The sequence below is a fragment of the Streptomyces sp. GS7 genome, assembly GCF_009834125.1.
In the GTDB taxonomy this organism is placed as follows: Bacteria; Actinomycetota; Actinomycetes; order Streptomycetales; family Streptomycetaceae; genus Streptomyces.
Genome location: NZ_CP047146.1, coordinates 6,871,762 through 6,893,422 on the forward strand (window position 1 = coordinate 6,871,762; position 21,661 = coordinate 6,893,422).

At 70.2% G+C, this 21,661-nt stretch carries 15 protein-coding genes; 3 read left to right on the forward strand and 12 right to left on the reverse strand.

The annotated features are described in order from the left end of the window. Window positions 1–261 precede the first annotated feature (261 nt). The 8 genes from dxs to ngcE all read right to left on the reverse strand — a co-directional run bounded on the left by dxs (window position 262) and on the right by ngcE (window position 10,678). Entirely contained in the window at window positions 262–2,238 is a 1,977-nt protein-coding gene (gene dxs / locus GR130_RS29870; RefSeq protein ID WP_159507587.1) for a 1-deoxy-D-xylulose-5-phosphate synthase, read from the reverse strand. Window positions 2,239–2,459: 221 nt separating this feature from the next. After that, entirely contained in the window at window positions 2,460–3,731 is a 1,272-nt protein-coding gene (locus tag GR130_RS29875) for a sugar ABC transporter permease (protein ID WP_159507588.1), read from the reverse strand. After that, complete coding sequence (locus GR130_RS29880; RefSeq protein WP_159507589.1) at window positions 3,728–4,528, reverse strand: ATP-binding cassette domain-containing protein; 801 nt, start codon at window positions 4,526–4,528, stop codon at window positions 3,728–3,730. Before GR130_RS29880 ends, GR130_RS29875 begins: the two co-directional genes overlap by 4 nt. A gap of 97 nt (window positions 4,529–4,625) precedes the next feature. After that, the gene (locus GR130_RS29885) at window positions 4,626–5,720 is read right to left on the reverse strand and encodes a substrate-binding domain-containing protein (protein ID WP_236573647.1); all 1,095 of its coding nucleotides are present in this window, start codon (window positions 5,718–5,720) and stop codon (window positions 4,626–4,628) included. Between the two features lie 140 nt (window positions 5,721–5,860). After that, window positions 5,861–7,060: an ROK family transcriptional regulator gene (locus GR130_RS29890; protein WP_159507590.1), complete on the reverse strand. Its 1,200-nt coding sequence runs from the start codon at window positions 7,058–7,060 to the stop codon at window positions 5,861–5,863. Between the two features lie 269 nt (window positions 7,061–7,329). Beyond that, on the reverse strand, window positions 7,330–8,259 hold the full coding sequence (locus GR130_RS29895; RefSeq protein ID WP_159507591.1) for a carbohydrate ABC transporter permease: 930 nt from the start codon (window positions 8,257–8,259) through the stop codon (window positions 7,330–7,332). Between the two features lie 11 nt (window positions 8,260–8,270). Beyond that, the gene (locus GR130_RS29900; RefSeq protein ID WP_159507592.1) at window positions 8,271–9,194 is read right to left on the reverse strand and encodes a carbohydrate ABC transporter permease; all 924 of its coding nucleotides are present in this window, start codon (window positions 9,192–9,194) and stop codon (window positions 8,271–8,273) included. Between the two features lie 50 nt (window positions 9,195–9,244). Continuing rightward, window positions 9,245–10,678: an N-acetylglucosamine/diacetylchitobiose ABC transporter substrate-binding protein gene (ngcE, locus tag GR130_RS29905; RefSeq protein WP_159507593.1), complete on the reverse strand. Its 1,434-nt coding sequence runs from the start codon at window positions 10,676–10,678 to the stop codon at window positions 9,245–9,247. Between the two features lie 422 nt (window positions 10,679–11,100). Between ngcE and GR130_RS29910 the strand changes: the two genes are divergently transcribed. Beyond that, window positions 11,101–14,520, forward strand: a complete 3,420-nt coding sequence (locus tag GR130_RS29910; protein ID WP_159507594.1) for a GH92 family glycosyl hydrolase — start codon at window positions 11,101–11,103, stop codon at window positions 14,518–14,520. Window positions 14,521–14,626: 106 nt separating this feature from the next. On the opposite strand, the gene acnA is transcribed toward GR130_RS29910, so the two are convergent. From acnA to GR130_RS29925, 3 genes are all read right to left on the reverse strand, one after another. Then, entirely contained in the window at window positions 14,627–17,341 is a 2,715-nt protein-coding gene (gene acnA / locus GR130_RS29915) for an aconitate hydratase AcnA (RefSeq protein ID WP_159507595.1), read from the reverse strand. A gap of 248 nt (window positions 17,342–17,589) precedes the next feature. Next, the gene (locus GR130_RS29920) at window positions 17,590–18,282 is read right to left on the reverse strand and encodes a response regulator transcription factor (RefSeq protein ID WP_159507596.1); all 693 of its coding nucleotides are present in this window, start codon (window positions 18,280–18,282) and stop codon (window positions 17,590–17,592) included. Then, window positions 18,275–19,429, reverse strand: a complete 1,155-nt coding sequence (locus tag GR130_RS29925; RefSeq protein WP_159507597.1) for a sensor histidine kinase — start codon at window positions 19,427–19,429, stop codon at window positions 18,275–18,277. Before GR130_RS29925 ends, GR130_RS29920 begins: the two co-directional genes overlap by 8 nt. Window positions 19,430–19,594: 165 nt before the next feature. Between GR130_RS29925 and GR130_RS29930 the strand changes: the two genes are divergently transcribed. Both GR130_RS29930 and GR130_RS29935 read left to right on the forward strand, forming a co-directional pair. Beyond that, on the forward strand, window positions 19,595–20,059 hold the full coding sequence (locus GR130_RS29930; RefSeq protein WP_159507598.1) for a DUF1453 family protein: 465 nt from the start codon (window positions 19,595–19,597) through the stop codon (window positions 20,057–20,059). A gap of 147 nt (window positions 20,060–20,206) precedes the next feature. Then, on the forward strand, window positions 20,207–20,563 hold the full coding sequence (locus GR130_RS29935; protein ID WP_159507599.1) for a YciI family protein: 357 nt from the start codon (window positions 20,207–20,209) through the stop codon (window positions 20,561–20,563). A gap of 49 nt (window positions 20,564–20,612) precedes the next feature. Here GR130_RS29935 and GR130_RS29940 read toward each other — a convergent pair whose 3' ends face one another. Continuing rightward, complete coding sequence (locus GR130_RS29940) at window positions 20,613–21,572, reverse strand: sigma-70 family RNA polymerase sigma factor (protein ID WP_159507600.1); 960 nt, start codon at window positions 21,570–21,572, stop codon at window positions 20,613–20,615. Window positions 21,573–21,661 lie beyond the last annotated feature (89 nt).

The following is a 21,661-nucleotide window of genomic DNA, read 5'->3' on the forward strand; positions in this document are numbered from 1 at the left end:
TTCCCCGGGCGGTCCCGGTGGCCGGTGACCCTGCGGTCCGTGCTGTGTGCTCATGGGCGAACCTCCGCCTGGATGGCCCTGACGCAACTGTCCTGAACTGACCGAGTGTCTGCAATGTCCGTAAACAGTGAGCTTCGGCGGGCCTTTCGGACGCGGGGATTCACCCGATGGGGTGCAACCGCGGTCATGCCGATGGGCCGACCGGAACACCCGTACGGATGTCCGGCCGGCCCATCAGGGGTGACGGCTGCGGGCGCCGCCTCAGTCGCGGGCCACCTCGGCGGGCTCGGCCGCCTTCCCGGGGCCGCCGGCCTCCGGGACCGCCTCGGCGTCCGCGGCGGGGGCGCCGGCGGTGTCGCCGCGGTTGTCCATCTTGGCGACCAGGCCGGTCACCTGGCGCGCGATGTCCGGTGCGGTGAGCCCGATCTCCGCCAGCACCTCCTTGCGGGAGGCGTGGTCCAGGAACCGCTCGGGGATGCCGAAGTCGCGCAGCGGGATGTCCACCCCGGCGTCCCGCAGCGCCTGGGCGACGGCCGAACCGACGCCGCCGGAGCGGATGTTGTCCTCGACGGTGACCACCACGCGGTGCCGCGCGGCCAGGCCCGGGAGCGCCTCGTCGACCGGCTTGACCCAGCGCGGGTCGACGACGGTGGTGGAGATGCCCTGCTTGTCGAGGAGGTCGGCGACCTCCAGGCACATCGGGGCGAGCGCGCCGACCGAGACCAGCAGCACGTCGGGGCGGTCGGTGGCGGGCTCGCGGAGCACGTCCATGCCGCCGACCCGTCCGACCGCCTCGACGGCCGGGCCGACCGCGCCCTTGGAGTAGCGCACCACGGTCGGCGCGTCGTCGACCTCGACGGCCTCGCGCAGCTGGGCGCGCACCTGGTCGGCGTCGCGCGGGGCGGCGATCCGCAGGCCGGGGACGACCTGGAGGATCGACATGTCCCACATGCCGTTGTGCGAGGCGCCGTCGGTGCCGGTGACGCCGGCGCGGTCCAGTACGAAGGTGACGCCGCACTTGTGCAGCGCGACGTCCATCAGGACCTGGTCGAAGGCGCGGTTGAGGAAGGTGGCGTAGACCGCGAAGACCGGGTGCAGGCCGCCGGTGGCCATGCCGGCGGCGGAGACCGCGGCGTGCTGCTCGGCGATGCCGACGTCGTAGACCCGGTCCGGGAACCTCTTGGCGAACTTCTCCAGGCCGACCGGCTGGAGCATGGCCGCCGTGATGGCGACGATGTCCTCGCGCTCCTTGCCGAGCGCGACCATCTCGTCGCCGAAGACGGAGGTCCAGTCCTTGCCGCCGGAGGAGACGGGCAGGCCGGTGTCGGGGTGGATGGGGCCGATGCCGTGGAAGCGGTCGGCCTCGTCCTGCTCGGCGGGCCTGTAGCCGCGGCCCTTCTCGGTGAGGCAGTGGACGATCACCGGGCCGCCGAAGCGCTTGGCGCGGGTCAGCGCGGACTCCAGCGCCTCGATGTCGTGGCCGTCGATCGGGCCGACGTACTTCAGGCCCAGGTCCTCGAACATGCCCTGCGGCGCGATGAAGTCCTTCAGGCCCTTCTTGGCGCCGTGCAGGGTCTCGTAGAGCGGCTTGCCGACGACCGGGGTGCGCTCCAGGATGTCCTTGCCGCGGGCCAGGAAGCGCTCGTAGCCGTCCGTGGTGCGCAGGGTGGCGAGGTGGTTGGCGAGGCCGCCGATGGTGGGCGCGTAGGAGCGCTCGTTGTCGTTGACGACGATGACGAGCGGGCGGTCCTTGGCGGCGGCGATGTTGTTGAGCGCCTCCCAGGCCATGCCGCCGGTCAGCGCCCCGTCGCCGATGACGGCCACGACCCGGTCGTCCGTGCCGCGGAGCTCGTTGGCCTTGGCGAGGCCCTCGGCCCAGCCCAGGACCGTGGAGGCGTGGCTGTTCTCGATGATGTCGTGCGGGGACTCGGCGCGGGAGGGGTAGCCGGAGAGCCCGCCCTTGGCCTTGAGCCTGGTGAAGTCCTGGCGGCCGGTCAGCACCTTGTGGACGTAGGACTGGTGCCCCGTGTCGAAGAGGACCTTGTCCTTCGGGGAGTGGAAGACGCGGTGCAGGGCGATGGTCAGCTCGACCACGCCGAGGTTCGGGCCGAGGTGTCCGCCGGTCTTGGAGACCGCGTCGACGAGGAAGCCACGAATCTCCCCCGCCAGCTGTGTCAGCTGGTCCGGACTCAGGCGGTCCAGGTCGCGCGGCCCCTTGATACGGGTCAGCAATGCCACCCCATGCCTCCTTGCTGCCGTGGTCGAGCTTGCCGATCAGATGAGTCTAATGTTGCGTCCGCCGCGGGCGCGGCCGGGTGCGGCGATGTATGTCACTTGGGTGACAGCGGCCTGAAACGGCGCTTTTCGGCCGCCGTGGCGTGGGTCACCGCACGGAAACCGGCCCCGACCGGGACACGCCCGATAGAGGCCGGTTTCTGCCGATATACGGCCGCTGTGGATCAGGTCCGGCCGGCGGTCTTCTGCGTCCGCCGCGACACCGAGTCGATCACGACGGCGGCCAGCAGCACCGCGCCGGTGATCATGTACTGGATCTCGCTGGCCATGCCGAGCAGGTTCAGCCCCTGCTGGATCGACTGGATGACCAGCATGCCCAGCAGCGCGGACCAGATCTTGCCGCGCCCGCCGAAGAGGCTGGTGCCGCCGATGACCGCCGCGGCGATGACGTTCATCAGCGTGTTGCCCGCGCCCAGGTTCTTGGTGGCGCCGCCGGAGAGGCTGGCGATGAACAGACCGCCGAAGGCGGCCAGCATGCCGGAGATGGCGAAGACGGTGATCCGGATCCGGTTGACGTTGATACCGGCCCGGCGGGCCGCCTCCGCGTTGCCGCCGACCGCGAAGATCTGCCGGCCGTAGGAGGTGCGGCGCACCACGAAGTCGGCGACGACCAGGACGGCCAGGAAGAGCACCAGGGCCAGCGGCAGCCCGCGGGCGCCGCTCGGCTCGTTGAGTTCGTACGCGACGACGAAGGCGATCACCGCGACGACGCCGGTGCGCAGCAGGATCTCGCCCAGCGGCCGGGACGGCAGGGCGGCGGCCCGGCGGCGCTTGCTCTCCAGGAGGAGCGAGCCGGCGTACGCGAGGACCGCGATCGCGGCGAGGCCGTAGGCGGCGGCCTTGTTCTCGAAGTAGTAGCCGGTGAGGTTCTCCACCAGGCTGCCGCTGGGCGTGTTGATGGAGCCTTCCTTGCCCATCATCCAGATCTGCAGGCCGCTCCAGCCCAGGAACCCGGCCAGGGTGACGACGAAGGCGGGCACCCCGACCTTGGCGAAAAAGAACCCGTGCAGGGCGCCGATGGCGGCGCCCGCGACGATGGCCAGCACGACCGCGAGCCAGTCGTTGAGGCCGTGTGTGACGCTCAGCACGGCCCAGACGGCCGCGCCGACGCCGGCCACCGAGCCGACCGACAGGTCGATCTCGCCGAGCAGCAGCACGAACACGATGCCGACGGCCATGATGCCCATGCCGGAGGTGTAGACACCGATGTTGGCGAGGCTGTCCGCGGACAGGAAGCTGCTGTTCTTGATCTGGAAGACGACCGCGATGACGAGCAGGCCGATGATGACCGGCAGCGAGCCCAGCTCACCGCCGCGCACCCGGCGCGCGAACTCTTCGAGGTAGCCGGCGAAGCCCTTCTCCCGGACCAGCAGCCGGGGGTCGACGGCGGCCGGCTGCGGGGTCTCGGGCGCCGCTTCAGTGGTCTGCTCGCTCATGCCCCGGCCTCCTTCTTCACCTGGTCCGTACGCGCCTTGCGGCGGGTGACGGCGTTGTCCGAGGCGCCGGTGATGGCGGCGATGATCTCTTCGTGGGAGGTGTCCGCGACGTCGAAGACACCGTTGTTGCGACCCAGCCGCAGCACCGCGACGCGGTCCGCGACGGCCTGCACGTCGGCCATGTTGTGGCTGATGAGGATGACGCCGAGGTCGCGTTCGCGCAGCCGCTCGACGAGGTCGAGGACCTGCGCGGTCTGCTCGACGCCCAGGGCGGCGGTCGGCTCGTCGAGGATGACGACCTTCGGCTCGCCGATCAGCGCACGGGCGATGGCGACGACCTGCCGCTGGCCACCGGAGAGCGCGGCGACGGGGATGCGGACGCTGGGGATGCGGATGGACAGGGTGTCCAGGAGCTCCTTGGCGCGCTTCTCCATGGCGATCTCGTCGAGCACGCCGGCGGAGCGGATCTCGCTGCCGAGGTAGAGGTTGGCGACGACGTCGAGGTTGTCGCAGAGCGCGAGGTCCTGGTAGACGGTCGCGACGCCGAGTTCCTGGGCGTCGTGCGGCTTGCCGATACGGACCGCCTTGCCCTCCCACTCGATGACGCCGTCGTCGACCGGGTGGACCCCCGAGATGGTCTTGACGAGGGTGGACTTGCCGGCGCCGTTGTCGCCTACGAGGGCGACCACCTCACCGGGGCGGATCTCCAGGGTGACGTCCGTGAGCGCTTGGACGGCGCCGAACCGCTTGGAGACTCCGCGCAACGCCAGCACAGGCGTAGCGGACACGTGAATCATCTCCTTCACCGCCGTCGCTGCGGCGGGAGTGGTGGTGCGAAGAGCGGGGGTACGGGCCCCCGGCCCGTGGCGGGCCGGGGGCCGGGGGCGTGGCGCGTTACTTGATGCCCGCCGCCTCGCAGGCCGCCTTGACGTCGCCGGTGCAGATCTGGCTCGCCTGGTAGACCTTGTCCTTGATGATCGTGTCCTCGATGTTGTCCTTGGTCACGATCTGCGCGTCGTAGAGCTTCGCCGGGATGCCCTTGACCTCGCCGCTGAGGCTGTCGACCTTGGTGGGCGTCAGGGAGTCGATCTTGTCGCCCTTGAGCAGCGCGACGGCGATCTCGGCGGTGGAGTCGGCCTGCGGCTTGATCTGCTTGTAGATCGTGAACGCCTGGTCGCCCTTGAGGATCCGCTGGAGACCCGCGAGCTCGGCGTCCTGGCCGCCGACCGGGACCTGGACGCCCTGCTGCTTGAGGGCGGTGATGATGCCGCCGGCCATGCCGTCGTTGGCCGAGTAGACGCCCTGGAAGCCGTCCTTGCCGAGCGAGTCGATGGCCGCGCTCATCTTCTTGTTGGCCTCGTCCGGCGACCAGTCGGGGATGTCCTGCTCGTAGACGACCTTCTTGACCTGCGTGTCGAGGACGCTGTGGGCGCCCTTCTTGAAGAACGGCGCGTTGGGGTCGGTCGGCGAGCCGTTGATCATGACGACATTGCTGTCCTTGGCCTTGTCGCCGAGCGCCTTGACCAGTGCCTGGCCCTGGAGGCGGCCGATCTTCTCGTTGTCGTAGGAGACGTAGGCGGAGATGTTGCCCTCGGCCAGCCGGTCGTACGCGACGACCTTGACGCCCTTCTTCGCGGCCTCGTTCACCCAGGACTTGGTGGCCTTGTAGTCGACCGAGTCCAGGATGATCACCTTCACGCCCTGGGTGATCAGGGCGTCGAACTGCTTCTTCTGGTTCTGGGTGTCCTGGTCGGCGTTGTTGTACTTGACCGTGCAGTCGGCGCACAGCGCCTTGATCTTCGCCTCGATCAGCGGGCGGTCGAAGGTCTCGTACCGCGTGGTCTTGTTCTCCGGCAGCAACAGGCCGATGGTCTTGGTGTCGCCGCCACCGGCCTTGCCGCCGTCGCCGGCCTTGCCGCAGGCGGCCACGGAGAGGGCCATCGAGACGGCGGCGGTACCTATGACGACGCGACGCGTCCAAACGTTCATGGGGGTTGCCTCCCTGACATGGCCGCGTCGTTGCGGCCGAGGTGGCTGGAAGTCAACTCGGCCGCCGCCCGACCGTCAAGGAGTAAATCCTTAACGAGATGACAACGGTGCCATGCGTTTGGGGTGTGAACGTAAGCCGCTCACGCTATAGCGGGTGCGTCCGCACCGTGCGTCCCGTCGAGCAGACTCGAATCGCCCATCTCGCTCAGCACGAGGGCCAGCGCCCCCAGGACTTCGGCCCGGCCGCCGAGCGTGCCCGGCACGATGCCCAACTGGCGTGCCGCGCTGGGGATCGCGTATCGCGACACCGACTCCCGGATCGGCGCGAGCACCAGCTCGCCGGCGTCCGCGAGGTCACCGCCGAGCACCACTCGGCTGGGATTGAGCAGATTGCACAGGTTAGCCACACCACTACCGATATGACGGCCTACGTCCGCGATCACCCGGCGGCAGCCCGGGTCGCCCTCGCGCGCCAGCTGCACCACCCGCGCCATGGTCAGATCGGGGCCGTGGCTCGGCTGGAGCAGCGGGAGGACGTAGCGGGCGGCGGTGAAGGTCTCCAGGCAGCCGCGGTTGCCGCAGCGGCAGACCGGCCCGGACTCGTCCAGGGTGATGTGCCCGATCTCGCCGGCCGTGCCGCCCGGCCCGCGGTAGATCTGCCCGCTGATCACCAGCCCGGCGCCGACACCGCTGGCCACCTTGATGTACGCCAGGTCCGCGGCGCCGCGACCGCCGCCCCACACCAGCTCGCCCAGCGCGCCCAGGTTGGCGTCGTTGTCGACGTACACGGGCACGCCGAGGCGCCCGGACAGCTCCTCGCCGGGGTTCGTGCCGGACCAGCCCGGCAGGATCGCCGTCGATCCCAGCGTGCCGGATTCCACGTCGATGGGGCCCGGCACGCCGAGGCCGACCCCGATGACCTTGCCGGCGTCGATACCGGTCTTGGCGATCAGCCGGCTGACCAGGCGCTCGGCCCGGTCGAAGCCCTCCGCCGCCGAGGCGTCCACGTCGATCGGCTCGGCCTCCTCGGCCAGCACCTCGTGCGCCAGGTTGCCGACCGCGACCCGCAGGTGGGAGTGGCCGAAGTCGACGCCGACGACGATGCCCGCGTCCCCGGAGAGCGAGACGCTGCGGGCCCGCCGGCCGCCCGCGGAGGTGGGCGTCACCTCGACGGTCCCGCCGTCCTTCAGCTCGCGCACGATGTTCGAGACGGTGGCCGCCGACAGCCCCGTGGTCCGGGCGATCTCCGCCTGCGTGAGCGAGCCGGCCATGCGTACCGCGCGCACGACCCGCTCCAGATTGGCCCGGTGCAGCGAGGACTGCGACCCCGGAGTCTCCATCGACTCATCCACTCCCGCCTGGGTCGGGCAGTGCGACGACTGCCCGCCGGCCGCACCCACACCATCGGGGGGCGGCTTCCGATTTCAACATGTGAACTCTAAGCAGAACGCCGACGGGGAAGTCTCGTCAAGGCGTTGAGCCCTGAGTGATCGGCGGTGCAGGAGCGCGGCGGCGCCCGCACCGCAAGGGCGGCCCGCCGCCGCGGAGCCGCCCGGTGTGGCGCGAAACATTCGCCGTGGGACGTGAGCGCCCCCTCCGTGCCGGATCCCTACTTGAGCGCCCCCGCCGTCAGTCCGGCCTGCACCTGGCGCTGGAAGACGAAGTAGACGAGGAGCACCGGCAGCATCGCGATCATCATGCCGGCCATCAGACCGCCCCAGTCGCCCTCGTAGCCCTGCTGGAGCGCGATATTGGCGAGGCCCTGGGTCAGCACGTACTTGTCCTCGTCCTGGTTGAGGACCATCGGCAGCAGGTACTGGTTCCACTGCCCGAGGAAGTTGAAGATCCCGATGCTGATCAGGCCGGGCTTGGCCATCGGGAGCATGACCTGGAAGAACGTCCGGGCGTGCGAGGCCCCGTCGATCATCGCCGCCTCCGCCACGGAGGTCGGCAGGGTGCGGAAGAACGACGTCATGAAGAAGACGGTGAACGGCAGCGAGTAGGCGATGTAGACGGCGATCAGGCCCTGGTACGTCGCCAGCAACGGGATTCCGGGAAAGTCCCGCATCACGAAGAACAGCGGGATGACCAGCATGAAGACCGGGAAGGACATACCGGCGACGAAGAGGTAGTAGATGACCCGGTTGCCGGGGAACTGAAAGCGTGCCAGGACATAGCCCGCCATGGATCCGAGCACCATCGTGCCGGTGACCGAACCGCCCACCACGATCAGGGTGTTGAGGAACATCTTGCCGATGTTCGCCTTGTCCCAGGCGTTGACCCAGTTCTCGAAGTGCAGCTTTCCCGGGAGCGACCAGGGGGTGGTGAGGATGTCACCGCTGCTCTTGAAGGAACTCCAGAGCACCCACAGCAGCGGCATGCCCACCATCAGCGCCCAGACGAACAGGATGCCGTGCGAGAAGACGTTGAGCGTGCCGCCCTCGGAACTCCGGCGCCCGGACCGGGCGCCTTTCCGGTCGTCCGACCGCGGCCCGCCGATCACCGGACGCTCCTCCGCCGCGTTGGTTTCCGTCGTCATGCGCCCCGCCCCTAGAACTCGATCCGCTCACGGCGCGCGAAGCGCATCGTGAGGACGGCGAACAACAGCGTCACGACGAGCATGGCCACACCCATCGCCGCCGCATAGCCGAACTGACTGTCACGGAAGGCGGTTTGGTACAGCCGGAGCGGTACGACGTCCGTCGCGCCGGCCGGGCCGCCCATGTTGACCGACATGATCTGCACCAGCGCGAAGGCGTCCATCGCGATGATGCCCATATAGACCCAGCCGGTCTGCACGGTGTCCCACAGCAGCGGCAGGGTGATCCGGAAGAAGGTGTGGAAGCGGTTGGCACCGTCCAGCAGCGAGGCTTCGTAGATCTCCCGGGGAATGGAGGCCATGGCGGCGGAGAACAGCACGACGTAGAAGCCGACGTTCGCCCAGACCATCACCACCATGATGCAGGCCAGCGCGATGCTGCCGGCGCCCAGCCAGGAACTCTGGAGGGAGTGCAGACCGACCGCGCCCAGCAGCGAGTTGAGCATGCCGTCGTGCGGATCCGGATTGTAGATGTTGAACCAGATCACCGAGATGATGGTGATCGAGATGACCTGCGGGAAGAAGTAGACGAATTTGTAGAACGACGCGCCGCGGACGCCGGTGATGACCGCCCCGCGGCGGGCCCTTCCGCCGACGTTCAGCATGAAGGCGAAGAACAGCCCCAGCGTCAGTGTCGCGATCGGCACCAGCACCAGCATGACGACGTTGTGCCGGAGCGCGTTCCAGAATTCGCCGCTGTGCAGCAGCTTGGCGTAGTTGTCCAGCCCGACGCTCTTCGCGGTACCGCGCAGTCCGCTCCACTCCGTCGTCGAGATCTGGAACGCCTGGACGAACGGGGAGATCACAAACACCCCGTAGAGCAGCAGAGGCAGGGCCAGGAACCCCACGATGAATCGGTACTTGCCGTGTCGCATGGCGCTCCCCGGCCCTCCCTCGTCAGCGGTGGTACGTGGTCGATCCCCGGTCAGGAGCCGCGGTGAAACTTGGTGACGGAGCTGTCCTTGGCGGTCTCGTCCGCGTACTGCTGGGCTTTCCTGATCCAGTCGGCGGCCTTCATGTCGCCGGTCAGCAGCTGGCTGGTGAGCCCGCCCAGCTTTTCGTCCGTCAGCTTCGGGTACCACTCCTGAAGCTGGATCATCAGCAGGTTCTTTCCGCCCTCCTTGACGGCCCGCGCCGCGGAGGAAAGGCCCGGGGACAGCTGCATTCCGTCGGTCGCGCCCTGGACGGAGGTCAGCGACTTGACCTTGGTCGCGAAATTCTGCGCGTGCTTCTTGGACAGCATGATTCTCAGCAGTTCCATGCCGCCGACGGGGTTCTTGCCGCCCTTGGCCACGATGAACGGTTCGCTGGGCTCGGCGCGCAGGGTCCCGTGCGGCATCTTGTCGCCGCTGCCGCCGTCGAAGAGCGGGCCGACGGCCATGCCGAAGTCGGCGGGGGTGGTCGGCGCGGCCTCGTTCTCCACCCAGGAGCCGTTCGGGATGAAGGCCGCCTTCCCGCGGGTCCAGGCGGTCTGCGCCTGAATGTGCGTCAGGCCCTGGCTGCCTTCCAGGAAGTAGCCCTTGGCGGCCAGTTCCTCGTAGTGCCCGATGACCTGCTTGACCGCGTCGTTCGAGGTCCAGGCGTTCGGCTCCAGGTTGTCGATGGCGATCCACTTGTCGAGTCCGCCGATCTTGGCGATCTGCGCGAAGATGTTGAAGTGGACGTAGTACGGGTACTTCCCCGGATACGTCCAGGGCGCGATCCCCGCCTTCTTGATCTCGGCGCAGAGCGTGATCATGTCGTCGAACGACGCGGGATAGGCCCAGCCCTTGTCCTTCAGCAGTTTGCCGGAGTACCACGTGCCGTAGACCGTGAAGGCGTAGTAGAAGACGTCGAAGGTGTCCTTGTGCTTGCCCTTTTCGATGGTGCTGGGGTAGAGCGTGTCCCGGACCTTCTTCTTGGGGTCGTCCATCGACGGGGCGTCGAGCAGCGGCGTGAGATCCTGCAACTGCCCCTGGGCGGAGAGCTTGTTCATATCGAGGTGGTCGGCCCCGGAGTTGTCGATCAGATCCGGCGGATTGCCACCGGCGAAGCGCGGCTGGAGCTTGGGGCCGACCTGCTGGGTGCCGGTGTGCTTGACGGTGGTGCCGTACGTCTTGTTGAAATCGGCCTCGGCGTCCTTCGCGTACTGGTCGCCCAGCCCGCCCTTGAAGATGAACGCCTCCAGCGGCGCCCCGTTCTTCACGCCGAGGGGATTCCTTGCCGAGGTGGCGCCCTTGTTCTTGGTACCGTCGTCCGAGCCGCCACCGCCGCCGGTGGCACACGACGACAGTGCGCCCATGGCCGGTACGGCGAGAATTCCCAGGGCCGCGGCCCGCTTGACCAGATCGCGACGGTTGACTTCAGAGGTGGATCCCATGCTCAAGTCCTCGCCTTCTTCAGGACTCAGGCGGTGTACCGGAGCCACCCCGGCACCGCAGGTCAGATGAAGCTGAGTGGTACGGGATGTGCACCGGGCTCACCGGGGATATGCGGGGAATTCCTCCGGCCCGCACTTTCCCCCGGTTTTCCCCGGCATCCACGGCCTCTGGTCGCACGGCCGCTCGGACGCCGACAGGTATAGTCCACTTCCGGCCGAAGGGGCAAGATCGGATACCGGATCGGCCGGGCTTCTTTCCCTAGTTGAGACCTCACCGGTATGCACACACCCGGCCCCTCGTTCTCCGCGACACGGGCACCCGCGGATCACCCCGGCACCCTTGACACCAAAGTGCCCACGCACCTTACTTATCTCTGCAATACGCAACTGACAACGATGTCAATCTCGTTGAGAGGGCTCGCGTGCGGCACAGACACCGGCACAGTCCACCGCGGGGGATCGCCCGCCCCGTCGCCCTCGCGGCGGCGGCTCTGCTCCTGGTCACCGCGCCGGGCGCGACCGGCGCGGCCCAGGCCGCGCCGCCGCAACCGCCCCAGGGGCCGGCGCAGTTCAGCTCCTCCTTCGAACCGGGCCAGCCGCAGCCGGACTGGACCGACACCGTCGAGACCGGCCCCGACGGCAGGCCGAAGACCTCCGGCGTCAGTCCGGAGGCCGCCCCCGGAGCGCCCGGTATGAGCACCCGGACCGACACCGGCCCGGCCGACTCCCCCACCGCCAAGGCGCACGCCGGCTTCACCGGCGGCCACGCGCTGCGGTACGCCGGCACCCACACCGCCGCCGGCCGCGGGTACTCGTACAACAAGATCTTCCGGGTCAACACCCCGGTCACCGCGGCGACTTCGCTCTCGTACAAGATCTTCCCGGAGATGTCCACCACCGATCTGGACTACCCCGCGACCCATGTCGCCGTCGACCTGGCCTTCACCGACGGCACGTATCTGAGCCAGCTGCACCCGGTCGACCAGTACGGGGCTCCGCTGACCCCGCAGGGCCAGGCCGCGGCCAAGACGCTCTACGTCAACCAGTGGAACAACCGGGAGTCGCGGATCGGCGCGGTCGCCGCCGGCAAGACCATCGCGCGGATCCTGCTCGCCTACGACGCGCCCGCCGCACCGCGCACCGCGCCGGCCTTCCGCGGCTGGGTCGACGACATCGCGATCGGCCCCAAGGCCCCGGAGAAGCCGCTCGCGCACCTCTCCGACTACGCCGTCACCACCCGCGGCACGCTCTCCAGCGGCAGCTTCTCGCGCGGCAACACCTTCCCCGCCACCGCCGTCCCCAACGGCTTCAACTTCTGGACCCCGGTGACCAACGCGGGCTCCGCCGACTGGCTCTACGACTACGCGCGGAGGAACAACGCCGACAACCTGCCCACCCTCCAGGCGTTCAGCGCCAGCCACGAGCCGAGCCCCTGGATGGGCGACCGGCAGACCTTCCAGGTGATGCCGACCGTCGCCGCCGGCACCCCGGACGCCTCGCGCACCGGCCGCGCGCTGCCCTTCCACCACGCCAACGAGACGGCCCGCCCGCACTACTACGGCGTGACCTTCGACAACGGCCTGAAGACGGAGATCGCCCCGGCCGACCACGCCGCGATGATGCGCTTCACCTTCCCCGGCGACCACGCCGGCCTGATCTTCGACAACGTCAACGACAAGGGCGGCCTGCACCTGGACCTCGCGCACGGTGTCGTCAGCGGCTACTCGGACGTCAAGAGCGGGCTGTCGATCGGCGCCGGCCGGCTGTTCGTCTACGGCGTCTTCGACAAGCCGGTGACCGGCGGCGGCCCCGTCGGAGGGGGCGGCGGCAAGGACGTCACCGGCTACCTCCGCTTCGCGCCCGGCGCGGACCGCACCGTGACGATGCGGATCGCCACCTCGCTGATCGGCGTCGACCAGGCGAAGGCCAACCTCGCCCGGGAGATCCCCGACGGCGCCACGTTCGCCGCCGTCCGGGACCGCGCGCAGGCGCGGTGGGACGCCCTCCTGGGCCGCATCGAGGTGCAGGGCGCCACCCGCGACCAGCTGACCACCCTCTACTCCAGCCTCTACCGGCTCTACCTCTACCCCAACTCCGGTTCGGAGCAGGTCGGTTCGCGGGTCCGCTACGCCAGTCCGTTCTCCCCGCCGGCCGGCCCGGACACCCCCACCCGCACCGGCTCGAAGATCGTCGACGGCGCGGTGTACGTCAACAACGGCTTCTGGGACACCTACCGCACCACCTGGCCCGCCTACTCCCTGCTCACCCCGGGCCTGGCCGGGAAGATGGCCGACGGCTTCGTCCAGCAGTACAAGGACGGCGGCTGGATCTCGCGCTGGTCGTCACCGGGCTATGCGGACCTGATGACCGGGACCAGTTCCGATGTCGCCTTCGCCGACGCCTATGTCAAGGGCGTGAGGTTCGACGCCGCCGCGGCCTACGACGCCGCCGTCAAGAACGCCACCGTCGCCCCGCCGTCCTCCGGCGTCGGCCGCAAGGGCATGACCACCGCGCCGTTCCTCGGCTACACGAGCACCGACACCCGCGAGGGCGCGTCCTGGGCGCTGGAGGGCTATCTCAACGACTTCGGCATCGCCCGGATGGGACAGGCGCTCTACGCGAAGACCCACAACCCCCGCTACCGGGAGGAGTCCGCGTACTTCCTGGGCCGGGCCCGCAACTACGTCAACCTCTTCGACCGCCGGATCGGCTTCTTCCAGGGCAGGGACGCGCGGGGCGACTGGCGGCTGCCACCGGAGAAGTTCGACCCCCGCGTCTGGGGCTACGACTACACCGAGACCAACGCCTGGACCTACGCCTTCACCGCACCGCAGGACACCCGGGGGCTGGCCAACCTCTACGGCGGCCGGGCCGGTCTGGCGAGGAAGCTGGACGCGTACTTCGCCACCCCGGAGACCGCGGCCAGGCAGTTCGCCGGCTCGTACGGCGAGGTCATCCACGAGATGACCGAGGCCCGCGACGTCCGGATGGGCATGTACGGGCACAGCAACCAGCCCGCCCACCACATCGCCTACCTCTACGACGCGGCCGGGCAGCCCTACAAGACCCAGCAGAAGGTCCGCGAAGTGCTCGGCCGGCTCTATCTCGGCAGCGAGATCGGCCAGGGATATCCGGGCGACGAGGACAACGGCGAGATGTCCGCGTGGTACGTCTTCAGTTCGCTCGGCTTCTATCCGCTGGTGATGGGGCAGGGCGAGTACGCGGTGGGCTCCCCGCTCTTCACCAAGGCCACCATCCACCTGGAGAACGGCCGCGACCTCACCGTCAACGCCCCCGGCAACAGCGCCCGCAACGTCTATGTCCAGGGCCTGCGGGTCAACGGGAAGCCGTGGAACTCCACCGCCCTGCCGCATGCGCTGCTGGCCCGCGGCGGCACCCTGGACTTCGCCATGGGCCCCCGCCCCTCCCGATGGGCCACCGGTCCGGACGCCGCGCCCACCTCGATCACCCAAGACGACCGGGTGCCGGCGCCGCCGGTGGACGTGACGATCCCGTCCGGCCCGCTCTTCGACAACTCCTCGGCCACGTCGCAGGAGTTCACGTCGGTGGAGCTGCCGGTGGCGCGGCCGGTGCGGGCCGTGCAGTACACGCTCACCTCGGCGGACCGTGCGCGGGCGCCCGGCGACTGGGTGCTGGAAGGGTCACAGGACGGGACGTCGTGGACGGAACTGGATCGGCGAACCGGTGAATCCTTCGCCTGGGACCGCCAGACCCGCGCCTTCTCGATCGCTTCGCCGGGTGCGTACCGGCACTACCGCCTGGTCTCCTCGCACAAGGCGGTACTGGCGGAAGTGGAGCTTCTCGCGCCGCCGCAGGGGTAGCCGGCGGCTGAACGGCCCATGAGGAGTCCTGAGCCGAGGCAGGCAGAGGGCCGCACCCCCCTTCCGGGGAGTGCGGCCCTTGTGCTCAAGCGCCCTCGGGCGCCGCTTACTTGCGGATCAGGCTCCGCAGCACGTACTGCATGATGCCGCCGTTGCGGTAGTAGTCCGCCTCACCGGGGGTGTCGATGCGGACCACCGCGTCGAACTCCACACCGCTGTCGGTGGTGACCTTGACCGTGCGCGGCGTGCTGCCGTCGTTCAGCTCGGTCACACCGGAGAAGGCGAAGGTCTCCTCGCCGGTCAGGCCCAGCGACTGGGCGGACGCGCCCTCCGGGAACTGGAGCGGCAGGACGCCCATGCCGATGAGGTTCGAGCGGTGGATGCGCTCGTAGGACTCGGCGATGACGGCCTTGACGCCGAGCAGCGCGGTGCCCTTGGCGGCCCAGTCGCGGGACGAGCCGGAGCCGTACTCCTTGCCGGCCAGGACGACCAGCGGGATGCCGGCGGCCTGGTAGTTCTGCGACGCGTCGTAGATGAAGGAGACCGGAGCGCCGTCCTTCGTGAAGTCGCGGGTGAAGCCGCCCTCGGTGCCCGGCGCGATCTGGTTGCGCAGGCGGATGTTGGCGAACGTACCGCGGATCATGACCTCGTGGTTGCCGCGGCGCGAGCCGTAGGAGTTGAAGTCGCGGCGCTCCACACCGTGCTCGGTGAGGTACTGGCCGGCCGGGGTGTCGGCCTTGATCGCACCGGCCGGGGAGATGTGGTCGGTGGTGACCGAGTCGCCCAGCTTGGCGAGGACCCGCGCGCCGGCGATGTCCTGGACCGGCGCCGGCTCCATGGCCATGCCCTCGAAGTACGGGGGCTTGCGGACGTAGGTGGACTCGGCGTCCCACTCGAAGGTGTTGCCGGTCGGGATCGGCAGCGCCTGCCACTGGGCGTCGCCCGCGAAGACGTCGCTGTAGGACTTGTTGAACATGTCCTCGCCGATGGCGTTGGCCACGACGTCGTTGACCTCGGCCTCGGAGGGCCAGATGTCCTTGAGGTAGACCGGGTTGCCCTCGGTGTCGGTGCCCAGCGCCTCGCGGGTGATGTCCACCTTCATGGAGCCGGCGAGGGCGTACGCGACGACCAGCGGCGGGGACGCCAGGTAGTTCATCTTGACGTCGGGGTTGATCCGGCCCTCGAAGTTGCGGTTGCCGGAGAGCACCGAGGTCACGGCCAGGTCGTGGTCGTTGACGGCCTTGGAGACCTCCTCCGGCAGCGGGCCGGAGTTGCCGATGCAGGTGGTGCAGCCGTAGCCGACGAGGTTGAAGCCGACCTTGTCCAGGTACGGGGTCAGGCCCGCCTTGTCGAAGTAGTCGGTGACGACCTTGGAGCCGGGCGCCAGGGTGGTCTTGACCCACGGCTTGCGGGTCAGGCCCTTCTCCACGGCCTTCTTCGCGACCAGCGCGGCGGCGACCATGACGTAGGGGTTGGAGGTGTTGGTGCAGGAGGTGATGGCCGCGACCGTCACCGCACCGTGGTCGATCTGGTACGTCGAGCCGTCGGGGGCGGTGACGGTGACCGGGTTGGTCGGGACGCCGTTGGCGGCGGCCGGGGAGTCGGAGGCCGGGAAGGACTCCTTGCCCGCCTCGTCGGCGGTGTCGACGTAGTTGCGGACGTCCTGGGCGAACTGCTGCGCGGCCTCGGCGAGGACGATGCGGTCCTGCGGGCGCTTCGGGCCGGCGATCGACGGGACGACCGTCGAGAGGTCCAGCTCCAGCTTCTCGGAGAAGTCCGGCTCGGCGGCCGGGTCGAGCCAGAGGCCCTGCTCCTTGGCGTACGCCTCGACCAGCGCGACCTGCTGGTCGCTGCGGCCGGTCAGGCGCAGGTAGTTCAGGGTCTCGCCGTCGATCGGGAAGATCGCGGCGGTGGAGCCGAACTCCGGCGACATGTTGCCGATGGTGGCGCGGTTGGCGAGCGAGGTGGCGGCGACGCCCTCGCCGTAGAACTCCACGAACTTGCCGACGACGCCATGCTTGCGCAGCATCTCGGTGATGGTCAGCACCAGGTCGGTGGCGGTGGTGCCCGGCTTCAGCTCACCGGTCAGCTTGAAGCCGACGACGCGCGGGATGAGCATGGAGACCGGCTGGCCGAGCATCGCGGCCTCGGCCTCGATGCCGCCGACGCCCCAGCCCAGCACACCGAGGCCGTTGACCATGGTGGTGTGCGAGTCGGTGCCGACGAGGGTGTCGGGGTACGCCTGGCCGTTGCGGACCATGACCGTACGGGCCAGGTGCTCGATGTTGACCTGGTGGACGATGCCGGTGCCCGGGGGGACGACCTTGAACTCGTCGAACGCGGTCTGGCCCCAGCGCAGGAACTGGTAGCGCTCCTTGTTGCGGCCGTACTCCAGCTCGACGTTCTGCGCGAACGCGTCGTGGGTGCCGAACTTGTCGGCGATGACGGAGTGGTCGATGACCAGCTCGGCCGGCGCCAGCGGGTTGATCTTCGCCGGGTCGCCGCCCAGCTCCTTGACGGCCTCACGCATGGTCGCGAGGTCCACGACGCAGGGCACGCCGGTGAAGTCCTGCATGATCACGCGGGCCGGCGTGAACTGGATCTCCTGGCTCGGCTGCGCCTGGGAGTCCCAGTCGCCGAGCGCACGGATGTGGTCGGCGGTGATGTTCGCGCCGTCCTCGGTACGGAGCAGGTTCTCCAGCAGCACCTTCAGGCTGTACGGCAGGCGGGCTGCGCCCTCGACCTTGTCCAACCGGAAGATCTCGTAAGACTCGTCGCCCACCTTCAGGGTGCTGCGGGCGTCGAAGCTGTTCGCCGACACGACAGTCTCCTTCATGCATGATTTCGCGCGTACCACCTGCATCCTGCCGTCACAGGTCCCAGCCGATCCGCTAAGGTACGCCTTAGTTAGGTATGCCTAACTAGCGCGGCAGCGGTACGCCTCTCGCCAGATATCTCGATGTCGAGATAACACTAGTACATCGCCGCGGCGGGGTCATGCCCTGCCCGCGTGATCCGGCCCGCTCCTGCGGGCGGCGGCCCCGCACGGCCGTCCCCACCGGCGGCATCTCACGCCCGCTCGCCGCGCACCCGCTCGACCAGCTCCGCCGCCTGCGCCCGGTTGCCGACCTGGAGCTTGCCGAAGAGGTTGTTGATGTGCGTCTTGACGGTGGCGACCGAGACGAACAGCTCCTCCGCGATGGCCCGATTGCTCCGCCGTTCGGTGAGCAGCTGGAGAACCCGGGTCTCCTGGACGGTCAGCGCATGCGCCGCCGCGATCCGCTCCAGCGCCGTCCGGCGGGTCAGGCCGCGCACCATCACCGAGGCGACCTCCGGGGCGAAGGTGCGGTGCCCGTCGGCGGTGGCGGTGATCGCGGAGACGATCTGGGCACGCCCCGCGCTCTTGGTCAGATAGCCGGCCGCACCGGCCTGGAGCGCCCGGACCACCGACTCGTCGTCGGCGTAGGTCGTCAGCACCAGCACCGCGGGCCCCGGGCCGGGCGCGGTGATGGCGCGGGTCGCCGCGACGCCGTCGACACCGGGCATCCGGAGGTCCATCAGCACCACGTCCGGGGCCAGGCGCCGGGTCAGCTCGACGGCCTCGGCGCCGTCCGCGGCGGTCCCCACCACCTCGATCTCCGGCTCGTGGTCGAGGATCGTCACCAGGCCGTCGCGCACCGCGGCCTGGTCGTCGGCGACAACCACCGTGACCGGCCGGCCACTTCGGCCCCCGCGGTCGCCATACGTGCCGCCGTCACTCATACGGAACCCGGCATTCCACCGTCCACACCCCGTCCTTCCCACCCGCGTCGAGTGTGCCCCCGACGATCTGTGCCCGCTCCCGCATGCCGGCCACGCCGTGCCCGCCCGAGGGCAGCGGCACCACCGGGCCGCCCGGCGCCGCGAGCCGGTTGGCGACCCGGAGCAGCACCGCGTCCCGGCCGGTCTCCAGCGTCACGGCGACCGGCGCGCCCGGCGCGTGCTTGCGGGCGTTGGTCAGCGCCTCGACGGTGACCGAGGCGGCCACCTCGGCGACCGGTGCGGGGACCCGGGCCGCCTCGCCGCGCAGCTCGACGTCCACGGTCATGCCGAGCGCGCGGGCCCCGGCGACGATCTCGCCGAGCGCGGCGTCGATGCCGGCGGGCAGCCGGCGCAGCGCGTCGACCGCGCGCTTCGCCGCCACCAGGCCGTCCGCCGCCATCTCCCGCGCCCCGCGCACCCGGACGAGCACCTCCTCGTCCGCGCCGCGCGCCGCCGAGACCGCCTCCAGCGCGTCCAGCTGGAGCACCAGGCCGCCGAGCGAATGGGCCAGTACGTCATGGATGTCCCGGGCGATCCTGGCGCGCTCCTCCAGCACCGCCTTCTCCGCGCGCCGCTCGGCCGCGCTGCGCTCGGTACGGCGGTCGAGGCCGTTCAGCCGGGCCAGGAGGCCGAAGCCGCCGCCCGTGACGGCCGAGATCAGCGACGGAACGGCCGCGTCCGGGCTCCCGCCGGCGGCGGCGTGCGCCAGCGCGAAGGCGGCGATCCCCGCCGCGGTGGCGGCGGCGATCCACCGGACGCCGTTCTCGACGGCCGAGGTCAGCAGGAACAGGCCCGCCGACGCCACGAACGCCGGGCCGGAGGGCTGCGGGCTCGTTCCGGCGCAGACCGCGCCGCCGACCAGCAGCACGCTCCACACCGCGCCCGGCCAGGGCGGCGCCAGCAGGTGCCGGACCACCGTCGTCACCGCCCACAGCGCGATCAGTACGTGGAACAGCACGGTGACGCCCGGCAGTTGGGGGGTGTCCCTCGGCAGGACGACCGCGACGGCGATGGCGAGCCCGTTCAGGGCGATCCGGCGCAGCCGGGACGCGTCCAGGCCGTCCCGGAACCGGCCGGGCCGCAGCCGTCGTATCCCCTCGTTCCGCACCCGCCCATCATGGCGGCACGCACCGCGGGTCCCGTACCGGGCCGACGTGATCTCCACCCCTTTCTCCACCCCGGCGGCCGATCCCTCCGCCCGCGCCCGGCGGCACCGTGGAAGGCACGCGGCGCAGCCCGCGCACACCCGTTTCGCAGAGAAGGCCCAGGGGTCATGGACCACAACACCACCACCGCCAACCTCGCCATCACCGCCGCCGTGCTGGTATGGCTGCTGTCCCGGCAGCTCACCGAGCGCCCGCTGCGCGAGAAGTCGCCGATCGGCCTGGTCCTGGTCGTCATCGGCGCCGTCGAGACCGCCGCGTACACCACATCCAGTCCGCTGTCCGGGCACGACGCCTGGATGCTCGCCGCGAGCCTCGCCGTCGGCGTGCTGCTCGCCACGGTCCGCGCGTTCACCGTGCGGCTGTCCCTGAAGGGCGGCACGGTGATGCGGCAGGGCAACCTGGCCACCGCGGCACTGTGGATCGCCGGCCTGGGGCAGCACTTCCTGATCGACACCACGGTCGCGGCCGGGCTCGGCACGGTCACCGTCCTGCTGTACTTCGGCGTCGTGCTGCTGGCCCAGCAGCAGGTGCTGATCGCCCGCGCGCGACGGGACGGTGCGCTCGCCCGTTGACCGTACGGGTGCCGCTGGCCGGCTCCCGGCAGGTCCCGGAGAATTTTTTTCCCGAAAGCCGCGGGAGCTGTCGATCCGGCCGCCGCCCGTTCGACGCACAGGTGAGAGGCGGGGAACGGACCCCGCCCACCCGACCGAGGAGTGACCATGCCGCGCTTTCTGACACTGATCCGCATCGACGAGCAGCAGATCCCCGCCGGGGGCCCCAGCCCCGAGATGGCACGGCGGATGGGCGAACTGCTGGAAGAGATCACCAAGGCCGGGGTCATGCTGGACACCGCGGGACTCACCCCGAGCGCCCAGGGGACCCGGGTCACCTGGTCCGGCGGCGCACTGTCGTACACCGACGGCCCGTTCGCCGAGGCCAAGGAGGTCATCGGCGGCTACGCCCTCCTCCAGGCCGAGGACAAGGCCGAGGCGCTGGAGTGGACCGAGCGGTTCCTCCGGGTCCACGACGCGGATCTGACGGTCACCGCCGAGGTCCGCCAGATCGCCGAGGGCTGACCGGGGCGCACGGGCTCGTTCTCGCCGTCCCGGCGCCGGGGGACCCGCCCTACGCGTCGAGGACGGCCAGGTCGAGCCCGCGCAGCCGCGCCGGGTCGGCGATCACCTCGTAGCCGGTGATCCGGGTGCCGCCGTCGATGGTCCCGATGGTGAAGGTGAGGACGATCCGCAGCCGGCCGCCCGGGGCCACGACGGCTCCCACCGCGCCGTTCACCAGAGCCGGTGCCGCGAACCGCGCCCGCTTGCCGAGGACCACGGTCTGCTCCACCACGGCCGCCGCACCGCGGACCTCGGCGGGTACGCCGGCGGGCAGCGCGGCGCGGTCCGCCCGGCGCACCGCATCGGGGTCCAGCACCGCCAGCAGCCCGGCGATGTCGCCGTCGCGGCAGGCCGCCAGGAAGGCGTCCACGACCCGCCGGTGGCGGGTGAGTTCGGCGGCGGGCAGCGCCGGGGTGCCACGCACCTTGTGGCGGGCGCGGCTGGCCAGCTTCTTCGCGGTGACCGGGGTGCGCTCCACGATGGGCGCGATCCGGTCGAACGGCACGGCGAACATGTCGTGCAGCACGAACGCGATCCGCTCGGCGGGGGCGAGCGTGTCCAGCACCACGAGCAGCGCCCGGCCCACCGAGTCGGCCAGCAGCGCCTCCTGTTCGGGGTCGCCCGCCGCCGGCCCGCCGCTCCCGGGGCCGGGGCCGGCGAGCCGGTCGGGCAGCTCCTCGCCGAACAGCTCCTCTCGCCGGGCCGTACGGGCGCGCAGCATGTCGAGGCAGATCCGGGAGACCACGGTGGTCAGCCAGGCGGCCAGGTTCCCGACCCCGCCGGCACCGGCCCGGCTGAGCCGCAGCCAGGCTTCCTGGACGGCGTCGTCCGCCTCGCCGGACGAACCGAGCATCCGGTAGGCGACCGCATGCAGCCGGCCGCGCTCCGCCTCGAAACGCTCCGCCAGCCGGTCCTGCCCGTCCCCCACCGCCAGCTCGCCCCGCCCGTCCGTCCGGTCCTGCTCGCGCATCGGTCACCTTTCCTCGCCGCGGCCCGTCACCTCCATGACGTACACCACCGAGCCGAGGTGACCGCGAGGGCCACGGCCGTGACCACGGC

Excerpts from the sequence above, each read along its gene's own strand:
- GR130_RS29940 (WP_159507600.1), bottom strand. The coding sequence starts at position 21,572 with ATGCGCGAGCAGGACCGGACGGACGGGCGGGGCGAGCTGGCGGTGGGG.
- GR130_RS29880 (WP_159507589.1), bottom strand. The coding sequence starts at position 4,528 with ATGATTCACGTGTCCGCTACGCCTGTGCTGGCGTTGCGCGGAGTCTCC.
- GR130_RS29875 (WP_159507588.1), bottom strand. The coding sequence starts at position 3,731 with ATGAGCGAGCAGACCACTGAAGCGGCGCCCGAGACCCCGCAGCCGGCC.
- GR130_RS29895 (WP_159507591.1), bottom strand. The coding sequence starts at position 8,259 with ATGACGACGGAAACCAACGCGGCGGAGGAGCGTCCGGTGATCGGCGGG.
- GR130_RS29900 (WP_159507592.1), bottom strand. The coding sequence starts at position 9,194 with ATGCGACACGGCAAGTACCGATTCATCGTGGGGTTCCTGGCCCTGCCT.
- GR130_RS29935 (WP_159507599.1), top strand. The coding sequence starts at position 20,207 with ATGCCGCGCTTTCTGACACTGATCCGCATCGACGAGCAGCAGATCCCC.
- GR130_RS29885 (WP_236573647.1), bottom strand. The coding sequence starts at position 5,720 with ATGAACGTTTGGACGCGTCGCGTCGTCATAGGTACCGCCGCCGTCTCG.
- GR130_RS29920 (WP_159507596.1), bottom strand. The coding sequence starts at position 18,282 with ATGAGTGACGGCGGCACGTATGGCGACCGCGGGGGCCGAAGTGGCCGG.
- GR130_RS29930 (WP_159507598.1), top strand. The coding sequence starts at position 19,595 with ATGGACCACAACACCACCACCGCCAACCTCGCCATCACCGCCGCCGTG.
- ngcE (WP_159507593.1), bottom strand. The coding sequence starts at position 10,678 with ATGGGATCCACCTCTGAAGTCAACCGTCGCGATCTGGTCAAGCGGGCC.
- GR130_RS29890 (WP_159507590.1), bottom strand. The coding sequence starts at position 7,060 with ATGGAGACTCCGGGGTCGCAGTCCTCGCTGCACCGGGCCAATCTGGAG.